We start from the raw sequence: 13,902 nt of genomic DNA on the forward strand, positions 1-13,902 counted from the left end.
GATGACCACCCTGCTGGCCCTGGATACCGCCACCGAAGCTTGTTCCGTCGCGTTGCTGCATGACGGCAAGGTAACCAGCCATTACGAGGTGATCCCGCGCATGCACGCACAGAAGCTGCTGCCGATGATCAAGCAGCTGCTGGCCGATTCCGGTGTTTCGCTCAATGCCCTGGATGCCATCGCCTTTGGTCGCGGCCCGGGTGCGTTTACCGGTGTGCGCATCGCCATTGGCGTGGTGCAGGGGCTGGCATTTGCCCTGGAGCGGCCGGTGCTGCCGGTGTCCAACCTGGCGGCACTGGCCCAGGGTGCGTTGCGAGAGCACGGCGTGCAGCAAGTGGCCGCAGCCATCGATGCGCGCATGGATGAAGTGTACTGGGGCTGCTACCAGGCCCAGGCCGGCGAAATGCGCCTGCAGGGCCAGGAAGCGGTGCTGCCGCCAGAGCGCGTGGCACTGCCTGATGGCAGCAGCGGCGACTGGTTTGGCGCCGGCACCGGCTGGGGCTATGCCGAGCGCCTGGCGGTGCAAGCCAGTGCCAGCAACCCAGCGGCACTGCCCAATGCCCTGGATGTCCTCAGCCTGGCAACCTTTGCCTGGGCGCGCGGCGAGGCAATCGTCGCCGAACAGGCGCAACCGGTTTACTTGCGCGATAATGTAGCTACGCCCAAGGCGCGCTGAGTGCTGTTCGTCGGTTATTACCGTTTCCGATAAACCTTATGCGCGTTGTGTGGTCCAGTTAGCACTTGAGCATTAGCGACGGAACTCTGATGCTGCTAAATTGCCATCACCGGTTCTGAGTGCTCATCATGCGTATCGACGGTTTTTCATCGCAGTCCTACCCCATCAAGCGCACCCCGCGTAAGGCAGGCCTGCGTGATGAACCCGCCGACGATGCCGACCTAGTCGAGGACATCGAGGCGGCGCCCGAGCCTGCCGCTCGCCGTCGCCCCGCAGGCCTGCCGGCCCGCCAGCAGGACATGGTATTCCCCCGCGCCCGTGACCGGCGCACCGCCACCGCGCTAGCCAGCTACCTGAGCACCGCCGGTTTTACCGATTGGGACATGGAAGTGCTGGGGCTCGACCTGTACATTTGATGGATGAACCCATCACCCCTGCCTTATTTCGTGGGTTGTCCGTCCTGGAGCGAAAACGCCTGGCGTGACTACCTGTACCCCGCCGATGCCACCACCGGCGAGATGCTTGGCTATTACAGCCAGGTGTTCAACGCCGTGGAGGGCAACACCACCTTCTACGCCCGCCCTGCACCTGGCACCATTGCCCGTTGGGCGCAGGTGATGCCTGAGCACTTTCGCTTCACCGCCAAGTTCCCCCGCGACATCAGCCACGAAGGCGACCTGCGCGACCAGCTGGAGCCGGCCTTCGACTTCACCCGCCTGATGGCGCCGCTGGGCCAGCGCGTGGCGCCTTACTGGCTGCAATTGCCGGCCCACTTCAGCCCCGCACGTGTGGGTGAGCTGTGCCACTTTCTTGATGAAATCGGTACGCCGGTGGCCGTGGAAGTGCGCAACCAGGCGTTCTTTGCCAAGGGCGAGGAGGAGCGGCTGCTCAACCGCCTGTTGCACGAGCGCGGCGTGGAGCGTATCTGCCTCGACCCGCGCGCACTGTTCAGCTGTACCTCGCGCGACCCCGCCGTGCTGCACGCCCAGTCGAAGAAGCCCAAGGTGCCACCACGGCCGGCTGCCTTCAGCCAGCACCCCCAGGTGCGCTTCATCGGCCACCCTGAGCTTGCCGCCAATGAACCATTCCTCACGCCCTGGGTGGACAAGGTGGCCGCCTGGATCGAAGCCGGGCTGAACCCCTACATCTTCCTGCACACCTCGGACAACCGCCTGGCGGCGGCCTTGGCCCAGCGTTTTCACCAGCGCTTGATGGCGCGCCTGCCGGGCCTGGCGCCCTTGCCGGAATTGCCACGCGCCCCCGAGGTCGAACAACTGGGGCTACTCTGACCATTCCCTGACCCCGGAGGTTGTGACCATGGATGTACAAACCCTGCGAGCCGAGGCCTTCAAGGCGCTGCACGAGCGCGATGGCGCCTTCGTCATTCCCAACCCCTGGGATGCAGGCTCGGCCAAGCTGCTGGCCAGCCTTGGCTTCGAGGCATTGGCCACCACCAGTGCGGGCCTGGCCTTCAGCCTGGGGCGCCCGGACGCCGAAGGCGCCTTGAGCCTGGACGAAACCCTGGACAATGCTGGCATGATCGTCGATGCCACGCCGCTGCCGGTGGCCGCTGACCTTGAGAACGGCTTTGGCGACCTGCCCGAGGATTGCGCGCAAACCATCCTGCGGGCCGCCGAGGCCGGGCTGGTGGGTGGCTCGATCGAGGATGCCAGCGGCCGCGCCGAGGCGCCGATCTACGACTTCGAATTGTCCGTGGCGCGGGTGCGGGCGGCGGTGCAAGCTGCGCGCAGCCTGCCATTCCCGTTCACCCTGTGCGCCCGTGCGGAAAACCTGCTGCACGGGCGCATGGACCTGGACGATACCATCCTGCGCCTGCAGGCCTTTGCCGAAGCCGGTGCCGATGTGCTCTATGCCCCAGGGCTGCGCAGCGTCGAGGAGGTGCGCGCGGTGGTGCAGGCGGTGGCGCCGAAACCGGTCAATGTGCTGATGGGCATGGCAGGCGTGGCCTTGAGCGTGAATCAGTTGCAGGACCTGGGGGTGCGGCGAATCAGCGTGGGTTCCTCGCTGGCCCGTGCAGCGCTGGGCGCCTTGCAGCGCGCCGCCCTGGAAATACATGACCAGGGAACCTTCAGCTACGGTGAGCAGGGCTTGCCGTTCGCCCAGTTGAACGATCTGTTCCGGCGCTGACTCAGGCGTGTACGCGCACGTTGTTCAGCACCACCGGGCGGGCCCAGTGCATGTCGAACTCCAGGTCGTTCTGTTGCTTGGCCAAGGTCGTGGCGTCGTAAGGTTCCGGCGCCGGGTCTAGCAGGCCCATCTCGAACTCGGGGATGGGCAGGTGCAATGGGCGTTGGGCGGGGGCTGGGCCAGGTTCGGGCAGTGGCTGGCCCTGGCTCATCACGATCGGGCGCAGCCAGGTGTTGCTGATGTCCAGCTGGCGCTGTTGCTGGATCATGTCGGCCACGCTGAACGGCTCTGGCGCCGGTTCCAGCAGGTTGGCCTCAAGCTCTGCCTTGGGCAGGAACAGTGGCTCGGGCGGGGCGACGATGGTGTCCTGCACGGGGCAGGCGCGCTGGGTTTCGATCATGGCCAGGGCCTTGGCCCCGCCGATCGGCTCGCCGCTTTCCTGGTCGTACTGCACCATCGCCTGGCTGACGCTGTCTGGCGCTTCTGCCTGTTGCTCGGCCATGGCGCGGGCGAAGAAATCCTGCCACAGGTGGCTGACGCCCCCAAGTGCCTGGGTATTCTGCCGACCGTAGTTGCCGACAGGCGACAAATAGGTCAAACCGATGGGAAGAGTATCTGTCATGGCAGTCGCGCGCGTTGTGCTCTGGCAGAATAGCGGGATATTGCCTGTATCGGCCGTTGCCGGTGATTCATTAAGGGCTTCATCAAATTTTTCGAGTGCAGGTTGTGATGGAAGAGCAGGAGCAGGGCACAGGGCTGAGGGTTGAGGCGCTGGCCCCGGAATACACGGCACAGGCCGCGCAATGGGCTGAGCGCCTGGGCTTGCCGCTGGCCGGCGACGCTGCCGGGTTTGCCGTGCAGGTGGGCGCCGAAGGCTTGCAGATCCAGCAGCTGGGGCCGCAGGCACCGGGGCCGGTGCGAGTCGATTTCGTCGAGGGCCAGGCGGCCCATCGTCGGCTGTTCGGCGGTGGCAACGGGCAGATGATCGCCAAGGCCGTTGGCATCGCCCAGGGGGTACGGCCACAGGTGCTGGATGCCACGGCAGGTTTGGGCAAGGACGCCTTCGTGCTGGCCAGCCTCGGTTGCCAGATGACCCTGATCGAGCGCCAGCCATTGATTGCCGCATTGCTGGAGGATGGCCTGGCACGGGCCCGGGGCGATGATGAAGTCGGGCAGATCGTTGGCCGCATGCGCCTGCTCACCGGCAATGCCATCGAGCACATGCGCGCCTGGAAGGGCGAGCCGCCGCAGGTGATCTACCTCGACCCGATGTTCCCGCACCGGGACAAGAGCGCCCTGGTGAAGAAGGAAATGCGGGTGTTCCGGCCACTGGTTGGCGATGACCTGGATGCCCCGGCGTTGCTGGAAGCGGCACTGGCACTGGCCAGCCACCGGGTGGTGGTGAAGCGCCCGCGCAAGGCGCCGATCATCGACGGGCCCAAGCCGAGCCATAGCCTGGAAGGCAAGTCCAGCCGGTATGACATCTATCCGAAGAAAGCTTTGAAAGCCTGATTGCTTGTACGGGCCTCTTCGCGAGCTTTGCTCGCTCCTACCGGATTTGTGTATGCCTTGGTAGGTGCTCGCGAAGGGGCGGCCCAGGAAAACTCAAGTCCTGAATGCCCGAATGAATACCCCGACCACCTCGCGCACATGCGCCTCGGCTTCATCCCCTTCCAGCGGCCCGGCGCAGCCCAGCAGCAGCCGATAATCCGGCGCGCCCTTGACCAGGCAGAAGAAGTGCTCGGCCGCCTGCAACGGATTTTCAATGCGCAGCAAGCCGCGCTCATCGATGCCGCGCAGCAATGCTTCCATCCCCGCCAGCACCCGCTTGGGCCCAGCTTCGTAGAAATACTCGCCAAAGCTTGGGTCCAGGCTGCCCTGGGCCATGATCAGGCGGCTCAGCTTGACCGCCTCGTCGCTGCTCACCAGCGCCTGGAAGCTACGGGCAATGGCCAGCAGCACGTCTTCCACCGGTGCCCCTTCGGGGTAGGCGAACAGCATGTCGGGTAGCTGGTTCTGGCAGGTCGCCATCACCGCCGACCCGAACAGCGTCTGCTTGTCGGTGAAGTGGCTGTACACGGTGAGTTTGGAAACACCTGCCGCCGCGGCGACTGCATCCATGCTGGTGCTGGCATAGCCAAGGCTGAGGAACAGGGCCTTGGCGGCTTCGAGGATCGCCTCGCGCTTGGCCAGGTCCTTGGGCCGGCCTGGGCCGATGGGTGCGTCGTGGGACATTGCAATACACATCCGTTTGAAGGGGCGCCCATCTTACCGGCTGTAACGGCTTCCGGCTGCAGGTGACTGCCCTCGTTAATGTCGATTTTCTTTCCGACGCCCGCTTCCCGGCCTCGGTTCCCTGACTTAATATACTCGCCAGTATAAATATTCGATGTGCACCTCGCGAAAGGATTCATCATGTTGCGTCATGCCTTGTCCCTCGCCTTGCCCGCCGCTGCCGTGCTGATGCTCGCGGCCTGTGGCCAGGAAGCCGCCCCACCCGCTGCGCCGCGCCCGGCCCTGGTGGTTCAGCCACAGCCGGCCGAAGCCGCCGCCGACAGCTACCCTGGCGAGGTGCGCGCGCGCCTGGAGCCGGAACTGGCCTTCCGCATTGGCGGCAAGGTTAGCAAGCGCCTGGTCGAGGAAGGCCAGCGGGTCAAGGCCGAGCAGCCGCTGGCCGAGCTGGACCCACAAGACGTGCGCCTGCAACTGGAAGCCAACCGCGCCCAACTGGCCGCCGCCGAAGCCAACCTGTCGCTGGTGCGCGCCGAGCGCGACCGCTACCAGAAATTGCTGGACCGGCAGATGGTCAGCCATTCGCAGTTCGATAACGCCGAAAACCTCTACCGCGCCGGCATGGCCCGCGTCAAACAGGCCAAGGCCGAGTTTGACGTGGCTGGCAACCAGGCTGAATACGCGGTGCTGCGCGCGCCCCAGGCCGGGGTGATTGCCAAGCGTCAGGTTGAAGTCGGCCAGGTGGTGGCTGCCGGGCAGACCGTGTTCACCCTGGCGGCCGACGGTGAGCGGGAAGTTGCCATCGGCCTGCCAGAACAGCAGTTCGCCCGTTTCGCCGTGGGCCAGGCCGTCAGCGTCGAGTTGTGGTCGCACCCCAACCAGCGCTTCGAGGGGCGCATCCGTGAGCTGTCGCCGGCAGCAGACCCGCGCTCGCGCACCTTTGCCGCGCGCATTGCCTTCACCTCGGCCAAGGCGCCGGCGGAACTGGGCCAGAGCGCACGGGTGTTCATCGCCCATGACGGCGCGATTCCCCTGGCGGTGCCGTTGTCGGCGGTGACGGCGGAAAACGGCCAGGCCTATGTCTGGCGGGTCAAGGCCGACGCGCACCTGGAGCGGGTGCCGGTGCGCCTGGGGGCGTATGGCAGCGAAACCGTGCCGGTGCTCGAAGGCCTGGCGCCAGGCGACTGGGTGGTGGCTGCCGGTGGCCATGTGCTGCGCGAGGGGCAGGCGGTGCAGCCAGTGGACCGCACCAACCGCGTGGTGAACCTGGCGGCCAAGGAGTAAGTCCCGATGGGTTTCAACCTTTCCGCATGGGCGTTGCGCAATCGCCAGATCGTGCTGTTCCTGATGATTCTGCTGGCCGCTATTGGCGCCATGTCCTACACAAAGCTGGGGCAGAGCGAAGACCCGCCGTTCACCTTCAAGGCCATGGTGATCCGCACCCTGTGGCCGGGGGCTACGGCTGAAGAGGTGTCGCGCCAGGTCACCGAGCGCATCGAGAAGAAACTGATGGAAACCGGCGAGTACGAGAAAATCGTTTCGTTCTCGCGCCCGGGGGAGTCGCAGGTCACCTTCATGGCCCGTGATTCGCTGCACTCCAAGGACATCCCCGAGCTGTGGTACCAGATCCGCAAGAAAGTCGCGGACATTCGCCACACCTTGCCGCCGGAAATCCAGGGGCCGTTCTTCAATGACGAGTTCGGCACCACGTTCGGCAATATCTACGCACTGACCGGCCCCGGCTTCGACTACGCGGTGCTCAAGGACTACGCCGACCGTATCCAGATCCAGCTGCAGCGGGTCAAGGACGTGGGCAAGGTCGAGCTGGTCGGCCTGCAGGACGAGAAAATCTGGATCGAGCTGTCCAACCTCAAGCTGGCCACCCTCGGGGTGCCGATGCAGGCTGTGCAACAGGCCCTGCGCGAGCAGAACGCGGTGAGCACCGCAGGCTTTTTCGAAACCCCCAGCGAACGTCTGCAGTTGCGGGTGAGCGGGCGCTTCGACAATGTCGACCAGATTCGCCAGTTCCCCATCCGTGTGGGCGACCGCACGCTGCGCATCGGCGACGTTGCCGACGTACACCGCGGTTTCAACGACCCGCCCGCACCACGCATGCGGTTCATGGGCGAGGATGCCATCGGCCTGGCCGTGTCGATGAAAGAAGGCGGCGACATTCTGGTGCTGGGCAAGGCCCTGGAAAGCGAGTTCGACCGCCTGGCGCACAACCTGCCGGCGGGCATGGAGCTGCATAAGGTGTCCGACCAGCCGGCAGCGGTGAAGGCTGGGGTTGGCGAGTTCGTCCAGGTGCTGGTCGAGGCGCTGGTGATCGTGTTGCTGGTGAGCTTTTTCTCCCTGGGCCTGCGCACCGGCCTGGTGGTGGCCCTGGCCATTCCCTTGGTGCTGGCCATGACCTTCGCCGCCATGCACTACTTCGGCATCGGCTTGCACAAGATCTCGCTGGGTGCGCTGGTGCTGGCGCTGGGCTTGCTGGTGGACGATGCGATCATTGCCGTGGAAATGATGGCGATCAAGATGGAGCAGGGCTTCGACCGCCTCAAGGCGGCCAGCTACGCCTGGACCAGCACGGCCTTCCCGATGCTGACCGGAACCCTGATCACCGCCGCAGGTTTTCTGCCGATTGCCACCGCGGCGTCGAGCACGGGGGAATACACCCGCTCGATCTTCCAGGTGGTAACCATTGCCCTGCTCACCTCCTGGGTGGCCGCCGTGGTGTTCGTGCCGTATCTGGGCGAGCGCCTGCTGCCGGACCTGGCCAAGCTGCACGCCGCCCGGCATGGCAAGGACGGGCATGCGCCAGACCCTTACGGCACGCCGTTCTACCAGCGTGTGCGGCGGGTGGTGGAATGGTGCGTGCGGCGGCGCAAGACGGTGATCGTGCTGACCATCGCGGCGTTCGTCGGCAGCATCCTGCTGTTCCGCTTCGTGCCCCAGCAGTTCTTCCCAGCCTCCGGGCGCCCGGAACTGATGGTCGACTTGAAGCTCGCCGAAGGTGCTTCGCTGGCCAACACGGCCGAGCGGGTGAAACAACTGGAGGCGCTGCTTGCGCAGCAGGAGGGCATCGACAACTACGTGGCCTACGTCGGCAGTGGCTCGCCGCGCTTCTACCTGCCGCTGGACCAGCAATTGCCGGCGGCAAGTTTCGCCCAGTTCGTGGTCCTGGCCAAGTCGATGGATGACCGCGAGCGCCTGCGCAATTGGTTGATCGCCACCGTGGACCAGCAGTTCCCCGACCTGCGCGCCCGCGTTACACGTTTGGAAAACGGCCCACCCGTGGGCTACCCGGTGCAGTTCCGTATCACCGGTGAGCATATCGAGAAGGCCCGTGCCCTGGCCCGGGAAGTGGCGGACAAGGTGCGCGAGAACCCGCATGTGGTCAACGTGCACCTGGACTGGGAAGAGCCGAGCAAGGCGGTGTTTCTGGACATCGACCAGGACCGCGCCCGCGCCCTGGGTGTAAGCACCGCGCAGCTGGCGAGTTTCCTGCAGAGCTCGCTGACCGGCAGTGCGGTCAGCCAGTACCGCGAGGACAACGAGCTGATCGAGATTCTGCTGCGCGGCACCCAGCAGGAGCGGGGTGAGTTGGCTAACCTCGGCAGCCTGGCGGTGCCCACCGAAAACGGCCAGAGCGTTGCGCTGTCGCAGGTGGCGACCCTGGAGTACGGCTTCGAGGAAGGCATCATCTGGCACCGCAACCGCCTGCCGACCGTGACCGTGCGCGCCGACATCTACGACCAGGAGCAACCCGCGACCCTGGTGCAACAGATCCTGCCGACCCTGCAGGAGATCAAGGACAAGCTGCCGGATGGCTACCTGCTGGAAGTCGGTGGCACGGTGGAAGACTCCGAGCGTGGGCAGAAGTCGGTGAACGCCGGCATGCCGCTGTTCATCGTGGTGGTGCTGAGTTTGCTGATGATCCAGCTGCGCAGCTTCTCGCGCACGGTGATGGTGTTCCTCACCGCGCCCCTGGGGCTGATCGGGGTCACCCTGTTCCTGCTGGTGTTCCGCCAGCCGTTCGGCTTCGTCGCCATGCTCGGCACCATCGCCCTGGCAGGAATGATCATGCGCAACTCGGTGATTCTGGTGGACCAGATCGAGCAGGACATCGCCTCGGGGCTGGACCGCTGGCAGGCGATCATCGAGGCCACGGTGCGGCGGTTCCGGCCGATCGTGCTGACCGCATTGGCGGCGGTGCTGGCGATGATTCCGCTGTCACGCAGCGTGTTCTACGGGCCGATGGCGGTGGCGATCATGGGCGGGTTGATCGTGGCCACGGCGTTGACCTTGCTGTTCCTGCCGGCGTTGTATGCGGCGTGGTTCAGGGTCAAAAAGGGCTGATGGTCGCGCTGCCGAGCAGGGAGCCGTAACGCAATCCCCTGTAGGAGCGGGCTTGCCCCGCGAACACCGGCGAAAGCCGGTGCCATGCACCGCGGCGCCTGCTTCGCGGGTCAAGCCCGCTCCTACAGATCAGTGTCCATAGGGGCGAGCTTCACTCGCGACAGGGCCCTCAAAGGGCGCCGAACACCTTCTTGGCCAGGCTGGTAGCTGCCTGCGCCGGGTTCTGGCGAATGCTTTCTTCCTGCTTGGCGATCATCTCGAACAGCCCGTCCAGGGCCTTCTCGGTCACGTAGTTCTCGATGTTCGCGTCATTCTTGATCAGCCCCAGGCCCTTGGCCTGGCCGGCGAAGGCGTTGTACTGCTGGGCGACGCCCACCTTGTCGGTGGCCTGTTTCACGATCGGCAGGAACTTGGCGCGAATCTGCTCGCGGCTGCTCTTGTTCAGGTACTGGGTGGCCGAGTCCTTGCCGCCGCTGAGGATGCCCTTGGCATCGGTCACGGTCATCTTTTTCACCGCATCCACCAGAATGGCCTGGGCTTGTGGCACCGCCGCCTCGGCCGCCTTGTTCATGCTGGTTTCCAGGGCGTCGACCTGATCGCCCTTGCCGAACATCTTCATCGCCTTGGCGGCCTTGCCGAGGTTACCCGGCAGTTCGATGCGCACATCGGGGTTGTTGCTGAAACCACCGGGGGTGCTCAGCTGCTTGACGGCAATTTGTGCACCCTGGGTGAGGGCGTCCTTCAGGCCGCCGCTGGCATCGGACTGGCTCAGGTCGCCGAGCGACAGGGCCAGGGCGCTGGCCGACAGCAGCAGGCCGGCGCACAGGGTGGTGAAGCGCAGGGAGGCGCGAATCATGGGAAGTTCCTTGTCAGACGAGAATGTTCGGGCTCAGCGTACCGGGTCGACCTTGATCCGCAGCGGTTGCGGGTCGCTGCCGTCGAGCGCCACGCCATGGTGTGCGGTGTTGATGAACAGCAACTTGCCGTTCAGCTCGATCCGCGCGCTGACCGCGTAGCGGTGGCCAGGCTTGACCTGCGCCGGGTCGTAGTTGAGCTGGAAGGGTAGTGGCACATTGCCTTTGATCGGGCCGGCTTGGCGCGCCAGGGTCACGGCGGGGGCGTCCATCAGTGACACGTCCTGCAGCTCGACGCTGAGGGTGGCCGTCGGTGGCAGGGCGATGCGCTGCACGTAGAAAACTTCACCCGCCAGGCTGGCCTGGGGGGACGGGGTGTGGCTGGAACAGGCCGCGAGCAGGGATGTGCAACACAGCATAAAGAGCTTTTTCATGGAATCTCCGGTGTCCTTGGAGTCGGCTTGTGGCCAACTCCACGGACTTTAGCGGATTTTCCGCGCCGGGTGGTCAATCCATGCGGTTGCCGCCGTGGATACCGTCGGTCAGGTTACCGCCGTGGATGCCTTCTTCCACAGTGCCGCAGAAGTAGCCTTCGTCGTTCGAGTCAATCTTGTCGACGGTAACCTGTTGGCTGCCGGTGACGCTTTGCAGATCGACAGGATGCTGGCTGGTGTTGATGTACAGCAGCTGGCCATCCTGCTCGATGCGCACGGCCAGGCTGTAACTGTGGCGAGGGTCGATCTGGCTGCTATCGAAAGTCAGTTGCAGCCGGACCGGGAAGCGGCCAGCACAGCGCAAGCGCAGCTCGGCAAGGCTTACCGATGGCCCATCGGCCAGCGACACATCGAGCAAGCTCAGTTGAACCAGGCCGGAGGCCGGCAGGGTGTTGTCGTCGGAGGAAACGATTTCAACGTCGAGCGATTTCATTTGGGTCATATCATGCTCCTTGAGCGGGATTCAGGTGATGCAGCGAGCTCATCCTGATTCCCACCAAGGGCCGATGGCAGATAGAAACCCTTACCCTTGCACGCTGTCCACCGGTTCATCGCGGTGTAGGGCCACCTGGCGGATCGACAGGCGCAGCTCGGCCGACAGCACACGCTTGGCCACGCCTTCGGTCAGTTCGCCGAGCTTGTCGTGATAGCCCAGCTTGCCGTTGCCGTCCGGGCGCAGCACGCCTTGTTCCACCAGGGTCTGGATGAAGTGACGGAACAGGGTCTTGTCGAAGAACTCCGGCGCATTCAGGCCATGCAGGATCGACAGGCGCTGGGCCATCATCACGCACAAGTCTTCCAGTTCCTCGGCGTTCAGGCTGTGCTGGCCGCTGTTGAGCAGCAGCGAGGTGGCCATGTAGAAGCGTTGCAGGGTCTGGGTGATGGTGCGTGCCAGCAAGGTCAGCAGCACGAACGGCCGCGAGCTGGGTGCCGGGCGCAGGTACACGCCGTTTTCCTGGCGCAGCAACCCATGCTCGACCAGCGCCGCCAGCCATTGGTCGATCACCTCGTCCAGTTGCTCCGGTGCCCAGCGCAGGAACAGCTCGGCCTGCAGGTATGGGTACAGCGCGTGCACGTACTGGCCAAGCAGTTCGCGGCTCATGCGCGAGCTGCTGAGGAAGAAGCTCGCCAGCAGCGCCGGCAGGGCGAAGATGTGCAGCACGTTGTTGCGGTAGTAGGTCATCAGCACGGCCTGGGCTTCATCCAGGTAAAGGATGCGGCCCAGGGCATCCTTCTGCTCGGCCAGCAGGTCCATGCCACGCACGTGCTCGATCAGCGCCTGGCCGTCGCCGTCGGGCAGGGTGGTGTGCGCCGAGTAAGGCACCTTGCGCAGCAGCGCCAGGTACAGGTCCAGCACACGGGTCAGGGCGCGTTCGTCCAGGGCCAGGCGGCTGGTGGACAGAAGCGCCAGGGCCACCAGGTTGACCGGGTTGACCGCCGCGGCCTCGTTCAGGTGACGGGCCACGGTTTCACCCAGGCGGGTGGTGGCCGCGTTCAGCCAGGCCGGGCGGAACTGCGGGCCAAGCTCCTGCTCGCGCCAGCCGGGTTGCTGCTGGTCAAGGAACCCTGCCAGGCGGATCGGCTCGCCGAAGTTGACCGACACCTGGCCGAAGCGCTGCTTCAGCGCGCCGATCACCTTGAAGATGTCGAAGATCGACTCCTTCTTCTTGGTTTTCCCGCGCAATTCGCCAAGGTAGGTGCGGCCTTCGAGTACCCGCTCATAACCGATGTACACCGGCACGAACACGATTGGCGTGCGCGAGGAGCGCAGGAAGCTGCGCAGGGTGATCGCCAGCATGCCGGTGCGCGGCTGCAGCATGCGCCCGGTGCGCGAGCGCCCGCCTTCGACGAAGTATTCCACCGGGAAACCCTTGGTGAACAGGGTGTGCAGGTATTCGTTGAACACCGCGGTGTACAGCGGGTTGCCCTTGAAGGTGCGGCGCATGAAGAACGCCCCGCCGCGGCGCAGCAGGCCGCCGATCACCGGCATGTTGAGGTTGATGCCGGCGGCGATGTGCGGCGGTGTCAGGCCGTTGCGAAACAGCAGGTAGGACAGCAGCAGGTAGTCGATGTGGCTGCGGTGGCAGGGCACGTAGATCACTTCGTGGCCCGGGGCGATGCCCTGTACCTGCTCGATGTGGTTGACCTTGATGCCGTCGTAGATCTTGTTCCAGAACCAGCTCAGCACCACTTCGAGGAAGCGGATGGCGGTGTAGGTGTAGTCCGAGGCGATTTCGTTGCCGTAGCGCAGCGCCAGGGCTTCGGCCTTGGCCTGGGGCAGGTTCTCGCGCTGGGCCTCCTCGCTGATGGCCTGGCGCACCAGGGGGGCGTGTACCAGGCCCTTGACCAGGTTGCGCCGGTGCGAGATGTCCGGGCCGATGACGGCGGTTTTGAGGTTGCGAAAGTGCACGCGCATCAGGCGCTGGGCCATGCGCACGGTGCGCTCGTGGCCCTTGTTGTGCTGTACCAGCTCGCGCAGGTGAATGGGCGCGGAGAACTGCACGCGGGTCTTGCGCCCCAGGATCAGCACGGTCAGCAGCCGGCGCAGGCGCCCGGTGACTGCCCAACTGTCGGCGAACAATAGCTTCCACGGGCTGTTCTCGCTGGCCGGGGTCTGCCCCCAGAACACACTGACCGGAATGATCTGCGCGTCTTCCTCGGCGTGCTGGCTGATGGCGGCGACCAGGCGCTCCAGGGTAGGCGGGGCGCCGCGCTTGTCGTGGCGGCCAAGCCAGTCTGGGTCCGGCGTCAGGTAGAAGAACGCCGCAGGCTCATGCAGCGGGCCGACCGCCACCGGCAGCACCGGGCGTGGCAGCCCGGCCTTGGTGCATTCGCGGTCGACCACGGCCAGGTCGGTGAGCGAGGGCGAGGGCAGGGCATAGAACACCGGCCGGCTGCGGTCGAGCTTGAGGGTCAGCGAGGACTGGTTGATGGTCTCGGAGCGCACCCACAGGTACATCAGGCGACGCAGGGCGCCGAAAATCAGGCGGCGCAGAGGGGAACGGGTCATGGGGTGAGTGCCCTGGGTATGAATTCGAAGAGTGGACAGCCATTTAGTCTGTCGTATCGGCGTAAGTTCAGCAAAATACGGTAAATAGCGCGGCGGTCATGAATATTTTTTGTTCTGTGTCATATACTCGGC

Annotated in this window: 13 protein-coding genes; 7 read left to right on the forward strand and 6 right to left on the reverse strand. The window is 65.0% G+C overall.

Annotated elements, in window-relative coordinates; genetic code table 11:
- The first annotated feature begins 1 nt into the window (after window position 1).
- From tsaB to F3J44_RS25075, 4 genes are all read left to right on the forward strand, one after another.
- Window positions 2–676, forward strand: a complete 675-nt coding sequence (gene tsaB, locus F3J44_RS25060; RefSeq protein WP_167277001.1) for a tRNA (adenosine(37)-N6)-threonylcarbamoyltransferase complex dimerization subunit type 1 TsaB — start codon at window positions 2–4, stop codon at window positions 674–676.
- Between the two features lie 128 nt (window positions 677–804).
- Window positions 805–1,092: a hypothetical protein gene (locus F3J44_RS25065; protein ID WP_167070253.1), complete on the forward strand. Its 288-nt coding sequence runs from the start codon at window positions 805–807 to the stop codon at window positions 1,090–1,092.
- Between the two features lie 3 nt (window positions 1,093–1,095).
- Window positions 1,096–1,965 carry a DUF72 domain-containing protein gene (locus tag F3J44_RS25070; RefSeq protein ID WP_167277004.1) on the forward strand — a complete coding sequence of 290 codons (870 nt, stop codon included), beginning with the start codon at window positions 1,096–1,098 and terminating at the stop codon, window positions 1,963–1,965.
- 28 nt (window positions 1,966–1,993) lie between these two features.
- Window positions 1,994–2,824: an oxaloacetate decarboxylase gene (locus F3J44_RS25075; RefSeq protein WP_167070257.1), complete on the forward strand. Its 831-nt coding sequence runs from the start codon at window positions 1,994–1,996 to the stop codon at window positions 2,822–2,824.
- Window position 2,825: 1 nt separating this feature from the next.
- Here F3J44_RS25075 and F3J44_RS25080 read toward each other — a convergent pair whose 3' ends face one another.
- Window positions 2,826–3,446, reverse strand: a complete 621-nt coding sequence (locus tag F3J44_RS25080; RefSeq protein ID WP_167277007.1) for an energy transducer TonB — start codon at window positions 3,444–3,446, stop codon at window positions 2,826–2,828.
- Between the two features lie 107 nt (window positions 3,447–3,553).
- Here F3J44_RS25080 and F3J44_RS25085 point away from each other — a divergent pair, with 107 nt between their 5' ends.
- Complete coding sequence (locus F3J44_RS25085; RefSeq protein WP_167277009.1) at window positions 3,554–4,336, forward strand: class I SAM-dependent methyltransferase; 783 nt, start codon at window positions 3,554–3,556, stop codon at window positions 4,334–4,336.
- A 93-nt stretch (window positions 4,337–4,429) separates the two neighbouring features.
- Here the strand turns inward: F3J44_RS25085 and F3J44_RS25090 are convergent, their stop codons facing one another.
- Window positions 4,430–5,059, reverse strand: coding sequence for a TetR/AcrR family transcriptional regulator (locus F3J44_RS25090; protein WP_205300176.1), 630 nt, complete (start codon window positions 5,057–5,059; stop codon window positions 4,430–4,432).
- A 180-nt stretch (window positions 5,060–5,239) separates the two neighbouring features.
- Here F3J44_RS25090 and F3J44_RS25095 point away from each other — a divergent pair, with 180 nt between their 5' ends.
- Complete coding sequence (locus F3J44_RS25095) at window positions 5,240–6,340, forward strand: efflux RND transporter periplasmic adaptor subunit (protein WP_167277012.1); 1,101 nt, start codon at window positions 5,240–5,242, stop codon at window positions 6,338–6,340.
- A gap of 6 nt (window positions 6,341–6,346) precedes the next feature.
- The gene (locus tag F3J44_RS25100; protein WP_167277015.1) at window positions 6,347–9,412 is read left to right on the forward strand and encodes an efflux RND transporter permease subunit; all 3,066 of its coding nucleotides are present in this window, start codon (window positions 6,347–6,349) and stop codon (window positions 9,410–9,412) included.
- 169 nt (window positions 9,413–9,581) lie between these two features.
- Here F3J44_RS25100 and F3J44_RS25105 read toward each other — a convergent pair whose 3' ends face one another.
- From F3J44_RS25105 to plsB, 4 genes are all read right to left on the reverse strand, one after another.
- Window positions 9,582–10,268 carry a DUF4197 domain-containing protein gene (locus F3J44_RS25105; protein ID WP_167070269.1) on the reverse strand — a complete coding sequence of 229 codons (687 nt, stop codon included), beginning with the start codon at window positions 10,266–10,268 and terminating at the stop codon, window positions 9,582–9,584.
- Between the two features lie 33 nt (window positions 10,269–10,301).
- Window positions 10,302–10,700: a YbaY family lipoprotein gene (locus tag F3J44_RS25110; protein ID WP_167277017.1), complete on the reverse strand. Its 399-nt coding sequence runs from the start codon at window positions 10,698–10,700 to the stop codon at window positions 10,302–10,304.
- Window positions 10,701–10,773: 73 nt separating this feature from the next.
- On the reverse strand, window positions 10,774–11,202 hold the full coding sequence (locus F3J44_RS25115) for a YbaY family lipoprotein (protein ID WP_167277020.1): 429 nt from the start codon (window positions 11,200–11,202) through the stop codon (window positions 10,774–10,776).
- Window positions 11,203–11,283: 81 nt separating this feature from the next.
- Window positions 11,284–13,770 (reverse strand): glycerol-3-phosphate 1-O-acyltransferase PlsB, encoded by a 2,487-nt coding sequence (gene plsB, locus F3J44_RS25120; RefSeq protein WP_167277023.1) that lies wholly within the window; start codon window positions 13,768–13,770, stop codon window positions 11,284–11,286.
- Window positions 13,771–13,902: the final 132 nt, after the last annotated feature.

It is taken from the genome of Pantoea sp. Tr-811, from assembly GCF_011752535.1.
Lineage (GTDB): Bacteria > Pseudomonadota > Gammaproteobacteria > Pseudomonadales > Pseudomonadaceae > Aquipseudomonas.